The sequence below is a fragment of the Microbacterium sp. GW821-FHT01D02 genome (assembly GCF_059422585.1).
Genome location: NZ_JBWKXB010000001.1, coordinates 472757 through 492529, shown reverse-complemented (window position 1 = coordinate 492529; position 19773 = coordinate 472757). Strand labels below are relative to the sequence as shown.

Sequence of the window (19773 nt, the reverse complement as noted above, 5' to 3'; positions counted from 1 at the left end):
TCGAGGAAAGGCAGATCATGGCTCGCATCATCGTGCTCGGCGGGACCGGCTACGCCGGTCGTCACATCGTCACGGAGGCGGTGAGCCGTGATCATGCGGTGATCGCGATCTCCCGTTCGGTGCCGACCGATCCGGTGGCGGGAGCCGCCTACGTGCAGGGCTCCGCCCTGGACATCGCGTCGATCGCCGACACCTTCGTCGGGGCGGATGCCGTGGTCTCCGCGCTCTCGCCGCGCGGAGACATGGAGGATCGTGCGCTCGAAGCGCTGACGAACGTCGTGGATCAGCTCGCAGGCACTCCCACGCGCCTCGGTGTGGTCGGTGGTGCCGGCGGGAGCCTGGTCGCCCCCGGCGGACCGCGCCTGTTCGATCAGGGCTTCCCCGAGGAGTACAAGCACGAGGCGCAGGTCGGTATCGACTCGCTCGCCCTCCTCGAGGCGACGGACGCCGGTCTCGACTGGTTCTTCATCCACCCGGCAGAGGTCTTCGGTCCCTGGGCCGAGGGAGAGCGCATCGGCACCTACCGGGACGGCGGCGACGTGCTCGTCCGGGATGCGGACGGCAAGTCCTACATCTCCGGCGCGGACTTCGCGGTCGCCGTGGTCGACGAGATCGAGCAGGGCAACCACCACCGCGAGAGGTTCACGGTCGGCTACTGAGTCCCGCCCATCGGCGTCGGCGGGTCAGACCAGATCCCGCCAGTCGATGTCCTCATCCTCGTCATCCGCCACGGGCGTCACGCCGGTGATGACGGGCAGGCTCATGGTCTCCGTCGGCGGACCCATGATGGTGGCCTCGTCGCGTCGGTGGCGGAGCACCTCGTTGATGTAGCTCGTCAGGACCTCCGCGAGGGGGACCGAGCGCCCCTGCGCCTGTGACAGGTACCAGCGGTGCTCCAGGACCTGGTGGAACACCTCGGCGGGCTCGAGCTTCGCACGCAGCTCGTAGGGGATCGCCCGCACCACGGGCTCGAACACGCGGGTGAGCCACTCGTGCGCGTACATCTCCTCATCCGCCCACTGCTTCGTGGACCGCGCCCGGAACTCGTCGAGGTCGTTGAGCAGCCGTCGGGCCTGGTTCTCCTCGACGTCCAGTCCGGTCAGCCGGATGAGGCGACGCTGGTGGTGGCCGGCGTCCACGACCTTGGGCTGGATCTCGACGACGGTGCCGTCCGCCGTCGTCGACATGGACATCTCGTCGATGTCGAACCCCAGGGCGTTGAGTCGCTCGACCCGTTCCGTGATGCGCCAGGTCTCGGCGGCGGAGAACGACTCCTGGGCGGTCAGCTCCGCCCAGAGCGAGCGATACGACGACACGATGCCGTCGGCGATGGCGATGGCGTCCACGCCGTGCTCGAGGCGGCCGCCCGCCGCAAGGTCCATGATCTCGCCAGCGATGTTCGTGCGGGCCAGGTCCAGGTCGTAGGCGCGCTGGCCGTCGGTCAGCCCCTCTTCGTGGAGCTCGCCGGTCTCGGCATCGACCAGGTAGGCGGCGAAGGCGCCGGCGTCGCGGCGGAAGAGCGTGTTCGAGAGGGAGACGTCGCCCCAGTAGAAGCCGACGTTGTGCAGGCGCACCAGGAGCAGCGCCAGGGCGTCGACGAGTCGTGTGGCGGTGTCCGGACGCAGCACGCGGGTGAACAGCGCGCGATACGGCATCGAGAAGCGCAGGTGCGAGGTCACGAGGGCCGCGGGCAGGGCCTCACCGTCGGCATCCGTGCGTCCGGCGATCACCGCGACGCGATCGACGCAGGGCACGTCGAGGCGGGCGAGGTTGCCGAGCATGTCGTACTCGCGCTGGGCCATCTCCGCCGTGGTCTCCTTCACGGCGATGACCCGGCCGGAGAGGTCGGCGAAGCGCACGAGGTGGCGGGAGAGCCCCTTCGGCAGCGACACGATGTGCTCGGACGGCCACTTCGCGAGGGTGGTGGACCAGGGGAGGGAGAGGAGTCCCGGGTCGATCTTGCTGGCCGTGATACGCAGCGAATCCTGCATGACACTCCCTGGTCGAGGTGGAGACGAAAGAGACGCGGCGCAGGCGACCGAAGTCAGCCTGCGCCGCGTCTGTGGATCCGATCAGGCGGAGACGACCGGCTTGTCGTTCAGGCGCTCGCCGGACTCGATGTCGAACGCGTGCACGTGGCCCGGGTTCGCGGCCAGCGTGACCGTCTCGCCGGCGTTCGGGTGGCTGCGGCCGTCGACGCGGGCGACGATGTCGCTGCGCTTGCCGTTGATCTCGGTGTGGCCGTAGAGGTAGCCGTCGGCGCCGAGCTCCTCGACGAGGTCGACGACGACCGGGAGGCCCTTGCCGTCGGCCGGTCCGACCGTGATGTCCTCGGGGCGCACGCCGACCGTGACCTGGCTGCCGTTGGCACGGCCCACCGTGTCGCGGTCGAGCGGGACGATCTCGGAGCCGAAGTGGATGCCGCCGTCGGCGAGGTCGGCCGCGAACAGGTTCATCGCGGGCGAGCCGATGAAGCCGGCCACGAAGACGTTGTTCGGCTTCTCGTACAGGTCACGCGGGGAGCCGACCTGCTGGAGCAGACCGTCCTTGAGGACCGCGATGCGGTCGCCCATGGTCAGGGCCTCGGTCTGGTCGTGGGTGACGTAGACCGTGGTGACGCCGAGGCGACGCTGCAGCGACGCGATCTGCGTACGGGTCTGCACACGGAGCTTCGCGTCGAGGTTCGACAGCGGCTCGTCCATGAGGAACACCTGCGGCTGACGCACGATCGCGCGGCCCATGGCGACACGCTGACGCTGACCACCCGAGAGGGCCTTCGGCTTGCGGGTCAGGTAGGGCTCGAGGTCGAGGAGCTTCGCAGCCTCGAGCACGCGAGCGGCACGCTCTTCCTTGCCGACGCCGGCGATCTTGAGCGCGAAGCCCATGTTCTCGGCGACGGTCATGTGCGGGTACAGGGCGTAGTTCTGGAAGACCATCGCGATGTCGCGGTCCTTCGGCGGGACGTCGGTCACGTCGCGGTCGCCGATGAGGATGCGACCGGCGTTGACCTCTTCGAGGCCGGCCAGCATGCGGAGGGACGTGGACTTACCGCAACCGGAGGGACCGACGAGGACGAGGAACTCGCCGTCTCCGACCTCGAGGTTGAGCTTGTCGACGGCCGGACGGGTTCCGCCGGGGTAAAGGCGGGTGGCCTCGTCGAAAGTCACAGATGCCATTGTGGTTTCTCCTTCACCGGCAGGTACGTGCCGGACGATCCGTTGTGAGAAGCGGCGGAATGAACCGCCGTGACCCGTCTTTGGGTCGGGATCAGTATGACACGAACGGCGGTACCTGGGTATTTCTCAGCCTCACTGGTTAGCATCGAACTCGGCCGCGCGCTGCGGCGATCGTCGCCGAGCGGCGGTCGGGGCCAACCCGGACCCCCCTTGAGACTCACAAGAGGAACGATGTCGAGCGACGAAACGCCGAACGTCCCCACACCCCGCAATTCTCGCGAGGCCGTGCGGGAGAAGGCCCAGCAGGTGCACGCCCAGCAGTCACGGGCGCGTCTCATGCGACGGATCATCATCGGCGCGGTCGCGATCGTCGCGGTGGGTGCGATCGGCACCGCGGTGACGCTCGCGGTGTCGGCTCAGGTCTCCAAGCCGCGGCTCACCCCGACCGGCATGCAGTCCGACGGCGTCGTCCTCACCGACATCACCTCCGTCGCAGGATCCGAAGAGGTCCCCGCGAGCCCGGACCCCGAAGCGACGGAGACCGGCGCGTCGGCCTCGCCGACCCCGCAGCCGACGTCCTCCGAGAAGGTCGACATCCACGTCTACGTCGACTACCTCTCCCCGGACGCCGGCAAGTTCGAGCGTGCCAACGCCCGTCAGCTCGCCGGATGGATCAACGAGAACGCGGTCACGGTCAGCTACCACCCGGTCGCGCTGCTCACCGCCAGCTCCAACGGGACGAAGTACTCGCTGCGAGCGGCGGCCGCTGCGGCCTGCGTGGCGACGCACTCGCCGGCGCAGTTCTACCGGTTCAACCACGACCTGCTCGACAAGCAGCCGGACGTCGGCAGCGACGGTCTCTCCGACGAGGATCTCGCGGACCTGGCCGGTGCGGTCGGCGTCGACAACAGCAAGACCGTCCGGTCGTGCATCGAGGACGGCGACTTCGTGAGCTGGGCGAAGGAGGCGACGACTCGCGCTCTGGACGGTCCGCTCGCGGGATCCGATGACCTCGTGCTGACGGCGGGCGCGATGATCGTCGCGAACGGCGAAGCATATGTCGGCGCCCTCGAAGACCCCGCCGAGTTCTCGCAGTTCGTCCTCAGCGTCGCGAGCGACGCGTCGCGCGCGACCGAGACGCCGACGCCGACGCCGACCGACACGTCGACCCCCGCCCCGTAGGTCGGAGCGGAACCGATGCCATCGCTAAGCTGGTGGCATCCGCCGACTTGGCGCAATTGGTAGCGCACCGTACTTGTAATACGGGGGTTACGGGTTCGAGTCCCGTAGTCGGCTCGTCATGCGAAGGCCCGCGTCCCCGGGAACACCGGGACGCGGGCCTTCGTCGTCTCGGCGTGCGTCGGGCTACCGCGTTCGGCGCCCGGACGCCGGACAGTCACAAGCCCGAGTTCAGTCGACGCGCCCGTTCGAGCACGTCGACTGTGCGGCGGAGTTCCCCTTGATGTCGTCGGGGAGGGCGATGGGCGTCTCCGTGGACGGCGTCTCCTCGGCCGGCGTCGTCGGCTCCTCGATGATGACGCCGTCGTTGCTGGTGTTCTTGTGGGTCACTTCCAGGCGCTGGTTGGCGGCGATCGCGTCCCACATGACCCGCGCGGACCCGTAGTTCGGCACGACTCTGTTGGGGTTGTCCGGGTCGGTCGACGACGGGTACTGCAGGAAGACGATGTCCTCGAACGAGACATCCTTCACCGCGAGGCCGATCTGGACGAGCGTCATCGGGTTCGTCAGCGAACTGCTCGCCTGGATGTTGCTCAGGGCCGCATTGGAGAGCCGGAGCATCGTCGGCACATCGCCGAGCACCTCACCGCTGATCAGCTTCTTCGCGAGGTTGGACATGTACTGCTGCTGGTTGCCGATGCGGCTGAGGTCGCCTCCATCGCCCACACCGTGGCGGGTCCGGAGGAACTGCAGCGCCTCGTATCCCTGCAGGGTGTGGGTGCCCGCTGCCAGGTCGAGGCGGGTGTGATAATCCCGGATCGGCGAGGCCAGGCAGACGTCCACTCCGCCGATCGCGTTGGTGATCTCGATGACCCCGCCGAAGGTCACCGACGCCGCGAAGTCGATGCTCTGACCTGTGAGCTCCGTGACGGTCGTCGCCACGCAGTTGATCCCGCCGTACATGTAGGCGCTGTTGAGCGGCTGCTTGCTCATCGCCGAGGTCTTGCTGCCGTCCTCTCGCGTGCACTCGGGAATCGGGATCATGAGGTCGCGGGGCAGGCTCACGGCCGTGATGCGTCTCGGCTCCTCCGAGACATGCACGAGCAGGTTGACGTCGTTCAGGTCGCCTTCGGCATCAGGTCCGTCGCATCTGCCGGGGAACAGGTGTGCGTACTCGGGCTCGCACACGTCCAGACCCATGAGCAGCAGATTGAATCCGCCTTCGTACTCGCGGATGTCCGGCGGGACGGGGCGCTGCCCCTCGAGCTCCACCGCGTCGGCGGTCGCCGTCCGGTAGAGATCCGAGACCACGAATGCGGCGACGCCTGCGCCGCTCACCAGCACGACGGCCAGGGCGATGCCGACGAGCTTCATCAGCTGGCTGAGCGGGCCGGGGGTGTGCTGCTGCCCGTGCCGGGAGACCGTCGTCCTCCGGAATGTCCTGTCTCGCGCCACGAAGATCCCCCGTCAGTGTCCGTTCCCTGTGCGGGACCTGCATCGCGCCAGCTTAGACGGCGATCCGGGAGAAATCATGACCGCACTCGGGGGCGGCAGCGGCGGATGCGACATCGCGACGGGACGTGACGACTGGCCGTGCCGCGGCCGATCCGGGGTGGGAGCCGCCCCCGAGCGCTCCGGTCACACGTCCGCGCGGGGCGTCCTCCGGTGCATCAGGACCGCGCCCGCGACCAGGGCGAGCAGGCCGAACACGACGGCGGCGATCGGAGTCGCGGAACCGGTCGCCGCGAGCGACCCTCCGCGATCCGGAGTCGGGCCGGGGGTGGCCGGCACGACAGCGGCCTCCCGTTGCACGGTCACCGTCTGGGCGGCATCATCGATGTCCTTGTGCTCCGCGCGTAGGATGCCGGTCGCATCCCTTCCTTCGTAGAGCTCCTCGAAGGCGACGAGGGTCTCACCCGCGAACCCTTCCGGCACGGTGAACGGTACCGAGACGGTGCCGGTCGGCGCGGCCGGGGTGAACGTCGTCGACCCCGTGATGCCGGTCGATGATCCGTCTCGCTTGCGCATCAGCTCCCCGCGGACGGTGTATTCCGCACCCGGTACGAGGTTCTCGTAGGCGACGGTGTCGGTCACCGTGCCGCCGTTCCAGGCGAGGACCTGGTCGCCGTCGGCCGCATCGACCAGGGAAGTGCTGATCGCCGGCACGGTGGCCACGGGCTGCGCGGCCCAGGCGGCGGTGGCTTCGGCGGTAACCTTCGCGGTGTACGGCGCCACCAGGATGATCGACTGGGCGTGATCCTCCGCTGTCGGGGTGCTGCCCGGGGTGGCGGGCACCGAGATCACGGCACCCGTGCTGCGAGAGCCGTCTACGGTCACTCGCACGGTGGCGTTCCCTGCTGCGGTCGTCTCCCGCAGATCCAGGTAGAGCTCCTGCCCGTCGACGACCACGTTCACGTCGATCGGGGCCCCGGTGGCATCGGTGACCGTCATCGCGGGATCGACGGAGACCGCGGCAGGGGCGCGGTCCGTGCTCACGGTGAACGGTCCCACGAGGGTCCCGGCGCGCTGCCCGGAGCTCGGAGCCGCCACCGCTGCGGTGACGGCGAGATCCTCGCGAGTCAGCGCCGGGGCGGCATTCGCTCCGTCGACGAGGTGCCAGTAGGCGGCCTCCGAGTCGGGCGTCTCCCAGGACCACGAGGCATCGAAGTCCAGGTCGGTGTACCGCCAGATCGCGTACTGCGTCGCCTCGATCGCATCGTTCCGGGAGATGCCGGGCGCTCCTGCCGCCACCCCGAAGCTCTCGAGGCTGACGGCGGGATAGCTGTTCGCGAGCACCCAGAGCACCTTGCCCTGGATGGCCGGATCCGCGAAGTGGTTGTCGCCGAGGAAGGTGTCGAGGTCGCCGGCGCTGCCCGTGAGCCGGGTCTTCGCGGACACGGCATGTTCGATGCAGTAGGCCCAGTAGTCGGGCTCCCCGGTCTGGACTCCGCCGGACCAGATCGGGAAGATCCCGGTCCCGCCGTATCCTTCCCTGCTGCCGATGTAGACGGTGTCTCCCGAGTCGACCTCCGCCGCGGCCGCCGCGCTGACGGCTCCGGGGGCGACGGCGGCGCCGAGGACGAGAAGCGCGCCGGCGAGCCATCCTCCCGCTCGAATCGATCTCCTGGCTTGCGTAGTGCTCCTCATGTGTCCTCCAACGGAACGGGTAGGGGTCGTCACAGAGGAATGAGTCGGAGAGGGCCCGAAGGTGACGCGGGGGCGTCGACCTTCTGCGTCGGAGCGCATACCGGAGTATTACACTACTGTCTGTTATGTTACTTAGACAGTCTTCCTGGTGCTCGACAGAGTCTCCAGATCCATACCGCGCAGGTGGTCGGCACCCCGCTCCGGCCACCTGCGCTTACCTCCCGGAACGCGGATCGCGGGGCACTCCAGGGAGGAGACATCTATGAGCAGCGCATCCGACACGGTGATCGCCACGGCCGAGTGGCAGCACGACTACCCGTACACGAAGAAACTCTCCCGAGCGGCATACGAGCGCGAGAAGCGCCTGCTGCAGATCGAGCTCCTCAAACTCCAGGCCCATATCAAGCACTCCTCCGAGCGGGTGCTCATCCTCTTCGAGGGGCGTGACGCGGCCGGCAAGGGCGGCGCGATCAAGCGCTTCATGGAGCACCTCAACCCGCGTGGGGCGCGGGTCGTCGCCCTCGACAAGCCGACCGACGCGGAGCGGACGCAATGGTACTTCCAGCGGTACGTCTCCCACCTTCCCTCGGGCGGCGAGATCGTCCTGATGGACCGCTCCTGGTACAACAGGGCAGGCGTCGAGAGGGTCATGGGGTACTGCTCGACGGCGGAGTACGGAGAGTTCATGCAGACCGCTCCGGAGTTCGAGCGGATGCTGGTGGGGTCGGGGATCCGCCTCATCAAGCTGTGGTTCTCGGTCGGCGAGGCCGAGCAGAGAAGACGGTTCCAGCGACGCAGCGAAGACCCCGTGAAGCAGTGGAAGCTCAGCCCCACGGACCTCGCCAGCGTCGACCGCTGGGTCGACTACACGACGGCGAAGGAGGCGATGTTCTTCCATACGGACACGCCGGCCAATCCGTGGATCGTCATCAAGTCGAACGACAAGAAGCGGGCGAGGCTCGAAGCGATGCGGTGCGTGCTCAACCGGTTCGACTATCCGGGCAAGGATCCGCTGATCGCCCACGCGCCGGATGCGCGGCTCGTCGGCCGCCCCTCGCAGATCTACGACGAGGGCGAGTCGCCGACCGAGGAGGACCGGCCGGACCAGGGGAGTCCGCCCGCAACATGACGTCATGCGGGAATGCGTCGGGTGCCGACCGCGGTTGTCACCGACATGACTCGTATCGGCACCAGTGACCTCGACGTTCTCCCTCTCTCGCTCGGCGGGAATGTGTTCGGCTGGACGGCCGACCGCGACACCTCCTTCGAGGTGCTCGACGCCTTCGTCGACGGGGGCGGCGACTTCATCGACACCGCAGACTCCTACAGCTCCTGGGTGGAGGGCAACGAGGGCGGCGAGAGCGAGACGATCATCGGCGAGTGGCTCGCCTCCCGCAAGCCCTCGGGCGTCGTCGTGGCGACCAAGGTCAGCCAGCATCCGCAGTTCCGAGGGCTCGCCGCGGCGAACGTGCGGAAGGCCGCCGAGGCCTCTCTCGCCCGCCTCGGCGTCGACGAGATCGACCTCTACTACGCCCACTTCGATGACGAGACGGTCCCGCTCGAGGAGACCGTGGGAGCGTTCGGACAGCTGGTCGAAGACGGCCTGGTGCGCCACATCGCGGTGTCGAACTACTCCGCCGACCGCATCCGCGAGTGGGTCGAGATCGCGCGTCGGACCGGGGTCGCTCTGCCCGTCGCTGTGCAGCCCCACTACAACCTCGTGCATCGCAATGAGGTGGAGGACACGATCATCCCGGTCGCGGAGGAGTTCGAGCTCGGGCTCGTCCCGTACTTCTCGCTGGCGAGCGGATTCCTGACGGGCAAGTATCGCTCGACGGATGCCGCGGACCAGACCTCCCCGCGGGCACAGGGGGCTGCGAAGTACGCGACCGAAGCCGGGCTGCGGATCATCGATGCGCTCGAGGAGATCGGTGACGCGCATGACGCATCGATCGCGGCGACCGCCCTGGCGTGGTTGCGAGCACAGCCGACCGTGGTCGCGCCGATCGCGAGCGCACGGAACGTCGAGCAGGTCCCCGACCTCCTCGCCGGTGCGCGTCTGGAGCTCTCCGCCGATGAGGTGCAGCTGCTCGACCGCGTCTCGGAGTGGACACCCGCGCAGACCTGAGGCGGCGGGCGGGCGTCAGACGAGGCCGAGCCGGTGCGCCAGGATGACCGCATGGATGCGGTCGCGGGCGCCGAGCTTCGCCAGCACCCGGCCCACGTGGGTCTTCACCGTGGACTCGCCCACGTAGAGCGTCTGAGCGATCTCGGAGTTCGTCATACCCTGCCCGATCGCGAGGAAGACGTCTCGCTCGCGCTCGGTGAGCGACGCGAGCGCTTGGGCCTCGGCAGCATCCGGGGCCGGTGAGCCCGAGGACCCGAGCTGCGGGGTCACGTGCTCCATGAGCATCCTCGTGATCCGAGGGGAGAGCGCCGCGTCTCCACGGTGCACCGCGCGCACGGCGGCGATCATCTCGTGGCGCTGCGCATCCTTCAGCAGGAATCCGCTCGCACCGGCACGGATCGCGCCGAAGGCGTATTCGTCGAGATCGAACGTGGTCAGCACGAGCACCTTCGTCTGCGGGCGGTCGCGCACGATCGCCCCGGTGGCGGCGATGCCGTCGAGCTCGGGCATGCGGATGTCCATCAGCACCAGATCGGGAGCGAGGATCGCGCTCTGGGTGATCGCCGATCGTCCATCCACGGCCTCACCGACCACGACGATGTCGTCCTCCGCTTCGAGCACCATCCGGAAGCCCACGCGGATCAGCTCCTGGTCATCCACCAGGAGCACCCTGATCGCCTGCGTCATCCGTCTTCCTCCGTCGTGTCCTCGTTCGCGGTGGGGGTGTTCCCCGCCGCGGGCAGCACCGCGTGCAGAACCCATCGTCCTCCATCGGCGGGGGCGGAGCGGAGCGTTCCGTGCACGTGCAGGGCGCGCTCCGACAGCCCGCGCACGCCGAAGCCGTCGGACCCGATCGTGCCCGAGACGCCGTCGTTCACGATGTCGATCGTCACCGTCTCCGCCGTGTACTCCAGGCGCACGGAGATCGCCGTCGCGGTCGGCGCGTGGCGCATGGCGTTGGTCACACCCTCCTGGACGATGCGTCCGATCGCGTGCGCGACGGCGGGGGAGACCTCCGCCTGCCCGATGACCGTGAGCGTCGCCGGGTAGCCGGCCCGCTGGGCGCCCTCGACCGTGTCCCGGGGCGGTGCCGGCTGCATCGGCGCCAACGGCAGCGGGGACTGGTCGTCGCGCAGCACGCCGAGCATCGCGCGCATCTCGGTGAGGGCGGATCGCGCCGTGTCGGCGACGGACGCGGCGGCCTTGCGTGCCTGCTCGCGATCCGGGGTCGCGGCCGCGCCCTCCGACAGCGCGACGATCACCGTCAGCGAATGCGACACGATGTCGTGCATCTCCCTGGCGATGCGGGCGCGCTCCGATGCGGCCGCGAGCTGGGCCTGCTGGTCGCGCTCGATCAGCAGCTGGCGCGAGCGGTCGATCACCGCGGCGAGGTAGCGCTTGCGGCCGCCGACGTTGACTCCGACCAGCGTGCCGATCAGCCCGAGTGCGACGTAGCCGAGGGCGGTGTCGAGTCCGACCTGCAGCACGGTCGCACCGCTCAGCATCAGCAGTCCGGTCAAGCCGAGGAACCAGGCGGCACCGATCCCGTAACAGATCCAGGCGGTGCGGGAGGACCGGTACACGGCGAGGCCGTAGCACGCGACGAGCAGGAGCACGATCCCGCCGGACATGCCCGTGAACAGTCCCACGGTGCCCAGGATCACCGCGGCGATGAAGGGGCCGAGTGGTGCGCGCCGGCGCCACAGCAGGGTGCTGCATCCGATCACGACCATCGTGAGGGTGGCGATGTTCAGCGCGATGTAGGTGGCTTCGGGCAGAGACGACGCGGCGATCGGCGCTGCCGGGGTGAGGGAGAGGAACAGGCAGAGCAGCGTGAGCAGCACGTCCGCGAAGAGGGGGTGCCGCGCCCAGAACCGTCGGAACAGGCCCGGGGCACGCGGAAGCCGCAGCTCCTCGTCCTCACGGATCGAGTCGCTGCGGCCTCGCGTTCTGCTCACCGGGTCGACTTTACGCGTCGCGGGTGCGCAGGACGCCCCAGGCCACGAGCGCTCCGCCGGCAACCCAGCAGCCCAGCGTCAGGAAGGCGATCGGCGCGTCGAGCGCGGCACCCTCGCTCGGCAGGATCGCGCTCTGCGCGGCCGAGACCGGGAGATAGTTCGCCGCCTCGATGAGCCACGCCCACCCTTCGCCCGCGAAGGAGAAGAATCCCACGACGATCGGCAGCACGAACAGCACGCCGACGGTCGCGGCGATCGCTCCGGCGCCGGAGCGCAGGATGAAGCCGAACGCCACACCGAGCAGGGCGAAGACGGCCATGGCGAGTGAGGCCACCACGATCGGCAGGATCGATGCCGACGGGTCCGACCAGTCGATGCCCTCGTCCCGCGAGGCCAGGATGAGCGAGACCGCGGCGGCCGCGATACCGAAGATCACCAGTGACGACACGAACAGGAACACGGCCAGCACGATCGACTTCGCGGCGAGGACGGAACCGCGAACCGGATTCGCCGTGAGGGTCGAGCGGATCATGCCCGTCGAGTACTCACCGGTGACCGAGATCGCCCCGATGATGCCGGCGAGCAGCATGGTGAACTGGATCGGCATGACGACGGCCTGGATGCCCGGTGATTCGACCGCCTGCGCGATGAGCACGGAGATCCCGATCGTGAGGGCCGCGGCGATCCCGATGGACCACCACGTCGAGCGCAGGGTGGCGAGCTTGATCCACTCGCCGCGCAGGGCACGCACGAATGTGAGCCGTCGACCGGTGTCGACGCGCGTCCGCGTGGGCGCGGGAGCCTGTGTCGTGGTCATGAGATCTCCTTGGTGCGGTACTCGACCGAGTCGCCGGTGAGGGCGAGGTAGGCGTCTTCGAGGGAACCGGTGGTCGGGGTGAGTTCGTGCAGCGGGATGCCGCGATCGGCCGCGAGGTCGCCGATGCGGGCAGCGGGCAGTCCCACGATGTCGAGCAGGTCGGGCGCGGAGCTCACGATCTCGACGTCGGGGCCGCCGACGGCAGCCGCCAGATCGGCGGGTCGCGGCGTGCGCACCCGCACGGTGTTGCGCGTCCAGGAGCGCACGAGCTCGGCCAGCGGAGCGTCCGCGAGCACCCGGCCACGACCCATCACGATGACGTGATCGGCGGTCTGGGCCATCTCGCTCATCAGGTGGCTCGAGAGGAGCACGGTGCGTCCCTCCGAGGCCGCGTGCCGCACGAACTGCCGCACCCAGCGGACGCCCTCGGGGTCGAGGCCGTTGACCGGCTCGTCGAGGATCAGCGTGTGCGGGTCGCCGAGCAGCGCCGAGGCGATACCCAGGCGCTGTCCCATGCCGAGCGAGAACTTCCCGGCGCGCTTGCGGGCGACGGAGTCGATACCCGCGAGCTCGATGACCTCGTCGACGCGCGACGCGGGGATGCCGTGGGTGGCCGCCATCGCGCGGAGGTGGTTGCGTGCGGTGCGGCCGGTGTGCACCGCCTTCGCGTCGAGCAGCACGCCGACCTCGGTCAGGGGCGCCCGCAGCTTGCGGTACTCGCGGCCCGCGACGGTGGCACGTCCGGACGTCGGGCGGTCGAGACCGACGATCATCCGCATCGTGGTCGACTTCCCCGCCCCGTTGGGGCCGAGGAAGCCGGTGACACTGCCCGGCTGGACGGTGAACGACACGTCATCGACGGCCGTCTTGTCTCCGAACCTCTTCGTGAGGCCTTCTGCTGTGATCATGGTGTCCACGCTACGGGCGGCCGTCCTGGTCCCGCGTCCTCCTCAGGTACTTTCCTGAGGGCCGGACCTCCACCCGGCGGCGGACCTCGCGTCAGGCCCGGGGACGGGCCTGCACCCGCGCGGCCATCTCGTCGGAGGCGAGGACGGCCTCGTCGACGATCTCCTTCGACGCCGGCGCGGTCAGCCAGTCGTGGCTGAGGGAGGCCGGGATGAGCAGCGGCATGCGATCGTGCAGGTCGACCAGGTGAGCCGGGGCGGGGCGCATCACGATCGAGTAGCAGGTGAACCATTCTCCGTCGGCGGTACGACCGCGCTGCGTGACGGCAGCCATGCCGAACAGTGTGCCGTCGTCGACGATGAACTCGTTCCACTGCCGCGAGGGCTTCTGCATCTCGTACCAGCTGGTCGCCGGCACGATCGCGCGCGAGCGTGCCCCGCCGGGGCGCTCCTGCAGTCGCTCCGAGCGCGTGTTGATCGACGGGAACTTCGCCGGCTCGCCGTTCACGAGGAAGCCCCACCAGGCGGGTTCCAGGGTCGGGGCGGCATCCGGCTGCACGACCAGCGGGTTGAGGTTCCGCAGGTTCTTGCCCGTCGGGCGGACGGTCTCACCCGCGTTCTCGCGCGCCCACACGCGCAGGCCCTCGAGCACCGCGTCGTCGGCGGCTTCGAGGAGTTCCGTGTCGGTGAACCGAGGATCCAGACCGTAGCTCGCGCACATGCCGCCAGCGTAGACCCGGGCTTCGACATCCGCCGGCGCAGGAGCGATCGGATGCTCGGGTAGGGTCGACTGGTGCCAGAATCCCGTCGCCTCCCCGCTCCTCTGGCACTCGGCGGGGCGGTCGCCATCGGCGTCATGACGGCGATCCAGGCACGGATCAACGGCGTGCTCGGGGTCCGGGTCGACGACGGCATCGTCGCCGGATTCCTCTCCTTCTCGGTGGGACTCGTGGCCCTGGCCGTGGTGATCACCTGCATCCCGTCCGCGCGGCGCGGCGTCGCCCGGCTGTGGAACGGCATCCGTCGTCAGACGATCCCCTTCTGGATGCTGCTCGGCGGTGCGTGCGGGGCTCTCACCGTGTCCACCCAGGGGCTGACCGCGGGAGTGCTCGGCGTCTCGCTGTTCACCGTCGGCGTCGTCGCCGGGCAGACCCTGCACGGCCTCGTGCTCGATCGGATCGGGTTCGGTCCGGCCGGCGTCGTGGCGATCACGCCGGGCCGTGTGGCCGGCGGTGCGCTGGCGCTCGCCGCGGTCGGCATCTCGCTCTCCGGCGACGTGCTCGCCTCCGCACCGCTGTGGATGCTGCTGCTGCCGTTCGCCGCCGGTGTCGGCATCGCGTGGCAGGCGGGGACGAACGGACGTCTCGCGCAGCGCGTCAGCTCACCGCTCTCCGCGACGCTCATGAGCTTCATCACGGGAACCGTGGTGCTCGCCGTCGCCGCAGGCGTGAGCATCGCCTTCCGCGGCATGCCGAACGCCCTCCCCGCAGAGCCGTGGCTCTACCTGGGCGGCTTCCTCGGCGCCGCCTACATCCTGCTCGGGGCGTTCATCGTCGCGCACACGGGCGTGCTGCTGATGGGGCTGGGGTCCGTGCTCGGGCAGCTCGTGACCTCGGTCGTGATCGACCTGATCTGGCCGCCCGCGGCCGGACCCGCGCTCTGGCAGGTCATCGCCATGGTGGTCGTCGCCGTGGCCTCGGTCGTGGTCGCCGTGCCGTGGCGGCGCCGGCGCTGAGCGTTACTTCTTCTTCGCCTTCTTGTCCGACGAGGACTTCGCGCCGGCCTTCGGCATCCGGGTGACGAGCTTCCGCGCGTCGACGGCCTTGCGGCGCCCCGGCTTCTTCCCCTCGGGTTTGCCGCCGACGTAGAGCCAGCCGAGGAGCTCCTCGTTCTTGCCGAGACCGTGCGCCTTCGCGACCGCCTTCGCACGGGTGTAGTGCCCGGTGCGCCAGATGACACCCCATCCGGCCTCGTCGAGCAGCAGGCTGAGGGCGTGCGCGACACCGGAGGCGACGGCCTCCTGCTCCCAGCGCGGGACCTTCTCGCTCTTCTGATAGCTCGCGACGACGGCGATGAGCAGCGGTGCGCGCAACGGCTTCGTCGAGGGGGAGGCGTCTCCCTGCGCCTTGGCGATGGCCGCGCCCAGCGCCTCTCGGTCGTCGCCGCGCAGCTCGATGAGCCGCCACGGACGAAGCGACGAGTGATCGGCCACGCGACCGGCGGCGGCCACGAACGTCAGCAGCTCCTCACGACTCGGCGACCGCTCATCGACCTTCGACCAGGACTGACGCGCGCGGACCGCGTCGAGCGCGCTCACGAGGCTTCGGGGGTGAAGTTCAGTGCGATCGAGTTCATGCAGTAGCGATCGCCGGTGGGCGTTCCGAACCCGTCCGGGAAGACATGGCCGAGGTGCGAGCCGCAGTTGGCGCAGCGGACCTCGGTGCGCACCATGCCCAGGCTGTCGTCCTCGATGAGCTCGACCGCGTCGGGGCGGATCGACTCGTAGAAGCTCGGCCATCCGCATCCGGAGTCGAACTTCGTGCCGCTCTTGAAGAGCTCGGCGTTGCACGCCCCGCAGGTGTAGAGGCCCGCGCGCTCCTCATCGAGCAGCTCACCCGTCCAGGCCCGCTCGGTCGCGGCCTGACGCAGCACGGCGTACTGCTCTTCGCCGAGCTCGTCGCGCCACTCTTCTTCGGTCTTGTCCACGCTGTACGACATGTGTCCTCCTGAGTCGCCTCCATTCTCCCTCCTGTGACGGGGTGCCGGGTGCGCCGCGTCAGAATGGACGGATGACGGACGCTGTGCAGGAGCGCTACGCACGATTCGCCCGCGAGGAGGCGCCGGGCCGGAGCGCGCTGTACGCGGACTGGGCAGCGGGGGTCGCCGACGACATCGCCGTGCGGCGGGTCCTGCTGCGGATCCCCGAGTCGAGGCGGCAGCCGCCCCTGGTGTTCGCGGTGACCCGGCTGCTCGGAGTCGGGCTCGTGGGGTACCCGCACTGGCGGAGCTTCGTGCTCCGGCATGCGGACGAGATCGTCGCGGAATGCACGGAGCGCTCGCTGCAGACCAACGAGCCGCTGCGCCTGGCAGCGCTCCTGCCGGTGCTCACCGAGATCGAGGGACCGATCGCGCTGCTCGAGATCGGGGCGTCCGCCGGGCTCTGCCTCTACCCCGATCGCTATTCCTACCGCTTCACGGATGAGCACGGCGGGCTCCGTGCCGGTCTCGATCCGGCGGACGGGATGTCCGCCGTGGTTCTGGAGAGCCGGGTGACGGGCGCCCTTCCCCCTCTGAGGATGCCGGATGTCGTCTGGCGCGCGGGCATCGACCTCGCCCCGCTCGACGCGACGTCGGAGCGCGACCGGCGGTGGCTGCGGGGGCTGGTCTGGCCGGGGGAGGCCGGCCGGGAGGAGCGGATCGACGCCGCGCTCGACATCGCCGCCTCTGATCCGCCGCTGCTGGTCCGCGGCGATGCCTCGGTGCAGCTCGACGCGCTCGCGGCCGAGGCCCCGGCCGGTGCCACGCTCGTCGTCACGACGCCCGGTGTGCTCGTGCACATCCCGCGCGCCGAGCGCGAAGCCCTGATCGCACGCATCTCGGGCCTTCCCGGGCACTGGATCACGATCGATCCGCCGCGGCTCCTCGACGTGTGGGAACCGCGCGTCGGGGACGACTGGCCGGGGTTCGTCGTGTCGATCGACGGGCACGTCCGGGCGGCGGCGGATCCGCTCGGGCGTTGGTGGGAGTGGCGAGCGGCTCTCCGCGCCGACGCGTCCTAACCTGGACCCATGCTCGGAGACCTGACGGAGCGCGATCGCGCGATCCTCGCCCTCGAAACGGCCTGGCCGCGTCATGGCGGGGCGAAGGAGGAGGTCATCCGCGCCCAGCTGGGCATGAGCGCCGCGCGTTACTACCAGCTGCTGGGGCGGCTGATCGAGTCCGACGCCGCACTCGAGTACGACCCGATGCTGGTGCGCAGGCTGCGTCGGATCCGCGATTCCCGCGCAGCACGGCGCACGTCGCGGATGCCCGGCTTCGTCGGCTGATCGACCCGAAGTCGCGCCAGGACCGCTCGCACTCGCGCCGCGGAACGGATTGACAGGTGCGTGCCGCTAGCATCGAGGGGTGTCAAAGCCCACCCGCGATCGCTTCGATGACGTCCCCCGTTCCTCCGGACGCGTGGGCGCGCACCGTGCCGAGGCCCCGGGCATGAACGGCTGGGTCGTGCTGCTGTGGTCCTTCGTGGCCGCTCTCGTGCTCATCATCGCCGGGATCTTCGGCTCCCTGGTCGTCATGGGCCGCGTCTCACTGTTCCCCGAGGCGGCGCCGACCCCCGTCCCGACCCCCGTCGAGACGGGTGTGGTCGACCCCAGCATCTCCGTCATCATCCTGAACGGGACACCCGATGAGGGCCTCGACACCCAGATGCGCGAGACCCTGATCAACAACGGCTGGGCGTCGGACGACGTCCTGGCCGGTGACAGCTCGAGCACGGACTTCCCGACCACGACGGTCTTCTACGTGAACGACGAGGACGAGCTGGCGGCCATCGGCCTGGCGAATCTCCTCGACGGTGCTGCCGTGCAGCAGAGCGACTACTACTCCGGCCAGACCGAGGACGGGCAGAAGCAGTTCACCGTCGTGATCGGGCTCGACCGATCGACCTCCGCGCCGCCGACGCCCGCCGACACTCCGGCCTCCTGACCTCGCGGCGCCTCCGTATCCGGCGGCTTGCACTCGAAGGTGTCGAGTGCCAGAATGGCGTTAGCACTCTCTCACTCTGAGTGCTAAACCCAACGTCTACGTCCAGGAGGGACGAAAAAACTCATGGCAAAGATCATTGCTTTCGATGAGGAGGCCCGCCGCGGCCTCGAGCGCGGCCTCAACATCCTCGCCGACGCGGTCAAGGTGACCCTCGGCCCGCGCGGTCGCAACGTCGTCCTCGAGAAGAAGTGGGGCGCCCCCACGATCACGAACGACGGTGTCTCCATCGCCAAGGAGATCGAGCTGGACGACCCGTACGAGAAGATCGGTGCGGAGCTCGTCAAGGAGGTCGCCAAGAAGACCGACGACGTCGCGGGTGACGGCACCACCACCGCCACGGTCCTCGCTCAGGCTCTGGTCCGCGAGGGTCTGCGCAACGTCGCAGCCGGCGCCGACCCCATCTCGCTCAAGCGCGGCATCGAGAAGGCCGTCGCCGCGATCACCGAGGAGCTCCTCTCGAGCGCCAAGGAGATCGACTCCAAGGAGCAGATCGCCGCTACGGCGTCCATCTCCGCTGCAGACCCCGCGATCGGCGAGCTCATCGCCGAGGCGATCGACAAGGTCGGCAAGGAAGGCGTCGTCACCGTCGAGGAGTCGCAGACGTTCGGCACCGAGCTCGAGCTCACCGAGGGCATGCGCTTCGACAAGGGCTACCTGAACCCGTACTTCGTCACGGACCCGGAGCGCCAGGAGGCTGTCTTCGAGGACCCGTACATCCTCATCGCGAACCAGAAGGTCTCCAACATCAAGGACCTCCTGCCCATCGTCGACAAGGTGATCCAGGACGGCAAGGAGCTCGTCATCATCGCCGAGGACGTCGAGGGCGAGGCTCTCGCGACGCTCGTGCTGAACAAGCTCAAGGGCATCTTCAAGTCGGTCGCCGTCAAGGCTCCCGGCTTCGGCGACCGTCGCAAGGCGCAGCTGCAGGACATCGCGATCCTCACCGGCGGCCAGGTCATCACCGAAGAGGTGGGCCTCAAGCTCGAGAACGCCACGCTCGACCTCCTGGGTCGTGCACGCAAGGTCATCGTCACCAAGGACGAGACCACGATCGTCGAGGGTGCCGGCGAAGCCGAGCAGATCGAGGGTCGCGTCACGCAGATCCGTCGCGAGATCGAGAACACCGACAGCGACTACGACCGTGAGAAGCTCCAGGAGCGCCTCGCGAAGCTCGCCGGTGGCGTCGCCGTCATCAAGGCGGGTGCCGCGACCGAGGTCGAGCTCAAGGAGCGCAAGCACCGCATCGAGGACGCCGTCCGCAACGCGAAGGCAGCCGTCGAAGAGGGCATCGTCCCCGGTGGTGGCGTCGCGCTGATCCAGTCCGGCACGAAGGCCCTCGACGGCCTGACGCTGACGGGTGACGAGGCGACCGGTGCGAACATCGTCCGCGTGGCCATCGAGGCTCCGCTCAAGCAGATCGCGCTGAACGCCGGTCTCGAGCCGGGCGTCGTCGCGAACAAGGTCTCCGAGCTCCCCGCGGGCCAGGGCCTCAACGCGGCCACGGGCGAGTACGTCGACATGTTCGCCGCCGGGATCATCGACCCCGCCAAGGTGACCCGTTCCGCGCTGCAGAACGCTGCTTCGATCGCGGCGCTGTTCCTCACCACCGAGGCCGTCGTCGCGGACAAGCCCGAGAAGTCGTCCGCTCCGGTCGGCGACCCGTCGGGTGGCATGGACTTCTGATCCATCGCACATGACA

At 69.2% G+C, this 19773-nt stretch carries 20 protein-coding genes and 1 tRNA gene; 10 read left to right on the top strand and 11 right to left on the bottom strand.

Annotation, left to right across the window (positions count from 1 at the left end; translation table 11 throughout):
- Window positions 1-17: 17 nt before the first annotated feature.
- The gene (locus tag AC07VM_RS02355) at window positions 18-659 is read left to right on the top strand and encodes an NAD(P)-dependent oxidoreductase (protein WP_494909853.1); all 642 of its coding nucleotides are present in this window, start codon (window positions 18-20) and stop codon (window positions 657-659) included.
- A gap of 24 nt (window positions 660-683) precedes the next feature.
- Here the strand turns inward: AC07VM_RS02355 and AC07VM_RS02350 are convergent, their stop codons facing one another.
- Window positions 684-1991 carry a DUF4032 domain-containing protein gene (locus AC07VM_RS02350; RefSeq protein WP_267415502.1) on the bottom strand — a complete coding sequence of 436 codons (1308 nt, stop codon included), beginning with the start codon at window positions 1989-1991 and terminating at the stop codon, window positions 684-686.
- A gap of 81 nt (window positions 1992-2072) precedes the next feature.
- Entirely contained in the window at window positions 2073-3176 is a 1104-nt protein-coding gene (locus AC07VM_RS02345) for an ABC transporter ATP-binding protein (RefSeq protein ID WP_494909852.1), read from the bottom strand.
- A gap of 231 nt (window positions 3177-3407) precedes the next feature.
- On the opposite strand from AC07VM_RS02345, the gene AC07VM_RS02340 reads away from it, so the two are divergent.
- Together AC07VM_RS02340 and AC07VM_RS02335 are read left to right on the top strand one after the other, a co-directional pair.
- The gene (locus tag AC07VM_RS02340) at window positions 3408-4358 is read left to right on the top strand and encodes a DsbA family protein (protein WP_494909851.1); all 951 of its coding nucleotides are present in this window, start codon (window positions 3408-3410) and stop codon (window positions 4356-4358) included.
- Between the two features lie 41 nt (window positions 4359-4399).
- Window positions 4400-4472, top strand: a tRNA-Thr gene (locus AC07VM_RS02335).
- Window positions 4473-4586: 114 nt separating this feature from the next.
- Here AC07VM_RS02335 and AC07VM_RS02330 read toward each other — a convergent pair.
- The gene (locus AC07VM_RS02330) at window positions 4587-5810 is read right to left on the bottom strand and encodes an LCP family protein (RefSeq protein ID WP_494909850.1); all 1224 of its coding nucleotides are present in this window, start codon (window positions 5808-5810) and stop codon (window positions 4587-4589) included.
- Window positions 5811-5993: 183 nt separating this feature from the next.
- Window positions 5994-7502, bottom strand: coding sequence for a VaFE repeat-containing surface-anchored protein (locus AC07VM_RS02325; protein WP_494909849.1), 1509 nt, complete (start codon window positions 7500-7502; stop codon window positions 5994-5996).
- Between the two features lie 232 nt (window positions 7503-7734).
- Between AC07VM_RS02325 and ppk2 the strand changes: the two genes are divergently transcribed.
- Complete coding sequence (ppk2, locus tag AC07VM_RS02320; protein WP_416383348.1) at window positions 7735-8631, top strand: polyphosphate kinase 2; 897 nt, start codon at window positions 7735-7737, stop codon at window positions 8629-8631.
- 45 nt (window positions 8632-8676) lie between these two features.
- Window positions 8677-9630, top strand: coding sequence for an aldo/keto reductase (locus AC07VM_RS02315; protein ID WP_494909848.1), 954 nt, complete (start codon window positions 8677-8679; stop codon window positions 9628-9630).
- A gap of 15 nt (window positions 9631-9645) precedes the next feature.
- On the opposite strand, the gene AC07VM_RS02310 is transcribed toward AC07VM_RS02315, so the two are convergent.
- From AC07VM_RS02310 to AC07VM_RS02290, 5 genes are all read right to left on the bottom strand, one after another.
- Complete coding sequence (locus AC07VM_RS02310; RefSeq protein WP_267415494.1) at window positions 9646-10317, bottom strand: response regulator; 672 nt, start codon at window positions 10315-10317, stop codon at window positions 9646-9648.
- Window positions 10314-11588 carry a sensor histidine kinase gene (locus AC07VM_RS02305; protein WP_494909847.1) on the bottom strand — a complete coding sequence of 425 codons (1275 nt, stop codon included), beginning with the start codon at window positions 11586-11588 and terminating at the stop codon, window positions 10314-10316. Before AC07VM_RS02305 ends, AC07VM_RS02310 begins: the two co-directional genes overlap by 4 nt.
- 10 nt (window positions 11589-11598) lie before the next feature.
- Entirely contained in the window at window positions 11599-12405 is an 807-nt protein-coding gene (locus tag AC07VM_RS02300; RefSeq protein ID WP_267415491.1) for an ABC-2 transporter permease, read from the bottom strand.
- Window positions 12402-13313, bottom strand: a complete 912-nt coding sequence (locus tag AC07VM_RS02295; RefSeq protein ID WP_494909846.1) for an ABC transporter ATP-binding protein — start codon at window positions 13311-13313, stop codon at window positions 12402-12404. The genes AC07VM_RS02300 and AC07VM_RS02295 overlap by 4 nt, the downstream gene beginning before the upstream one ends.
- 91 nt (window positions 13314-13404) lie before the next feature.
- Entirely contained in the window at window positions 13405-14031 is a 627-nt protein-coding gene (locus tag AC07VM_RS02290) for an SOS response-associated peptidase family protein (RefSeq protein ID WP_494909845.1), read from the bottom strand.
- 102 nt (window positions 14032-14133) lie between these two features.
- Here AC07VM_RS02290 and AC07VM_RS02285 point away from each other — a divergent pair, with 102 nt between their 5' ends.
- Window positions 14134-15045: a DMT family transporter gene (locus tag AC07VM_RS02285; RefSeq protein ID WP_494910742.1), complete on the top strand. Its 912-nt coding sequence runs from the start codon at window positions 14134-14136 to the stop codon at window positions 15043-15045.
- Window positions 15046-15048: 3 nt separating this feature from the next.
- Here the strand turns inward: AC07VM_RS02285 and AC07VM_RS02280 are convergent, their stop codons facing one another.
- Both AC07VM_RS02280 and msrB read right to left on the bottom strand, forming a co-directional pair.
- A complete protein-coding gene (locus AC07VM_RS02280; protein ID WP_267415488.1) occupies window positions 15049-15627 on the bottom strand; it encodes a nitroreductase family protein in 579 nt (192 codons plus the stop codon).
- A complete protein-coding gene (gene msrB / locus AC07VM_RS02275) occupies window positions 15624-16028 on the bottom strand; it encodes a peptide-methionine (R)-S-oxide reductase MsrB (protein WP_267415487.1) in 405 nt (134 codons plus the stop codon). The genes AC07VM_RS02280 and msrB overlap by 4 nt, the downstream gene beginning before the upstream one ends.
- A gap of 71 nt (window positions 16029-16099) precedes the next feature.
- Between msrB and AC07VM_RS02270 the strand changes: the two genes are divergently transcribed.
- The 4 genes from AC07VM_RS02270 to groL all read left to right on the top strand — a co-directional run bounded on the left by AC07VM_RS02270 (window position 16100) and on the right by groL (window position 19757).
- Window positions 16100-17089, top strand: coding sequence for a DUF2332 domain-containing protein (locus AC07VM_RS02270; RefSeq protein WP_494909844.1), 990 nt, complete (start codon window positions 16100-16102; stop codon window positions 17087-17089).
- A 9-nt stretch (window positions 17090-17098) separates the two neighbouring features.
- Window positions 17099-17356, top strand: a complete 258-nt coding sequence (locus AC07VM_RS02265; RefSeq protein WP_267415485.1) for a DUF3263 domain-containing protein — start codon at window positions 17099-17101, stop codon at window positions 17354-17356.
- Between the two features lie 79 nt (window positions 17357-17435).
- Window positions 17436-18014 carry a LytR C-terminal domain-containing protein gene (locus AC07VM_RS02260; RefSeq protein ID WP_494909843.1) on the top strand — a complete coding sequence of 193 codons (579 nt, stop codon included), beginning with the start codon at window positions 17436-17438 and terminating at the stop codon, window positions 18012-18014.
- Window positions 18015-18137: 123 nt separating this feature from the next.
- Complete coding sequence (gene groL, locus AC07VM_RS02255) at window positions 18138-19757, top strand: chaperonin GroEL (RefSeq protein WP_267415484.1); 1620 nt, start codon at window positions 18138-18140, stop codon at window positions 19755-19757.
- Window positions 19758-19773 lie beyond the last annotated feature (16 nt).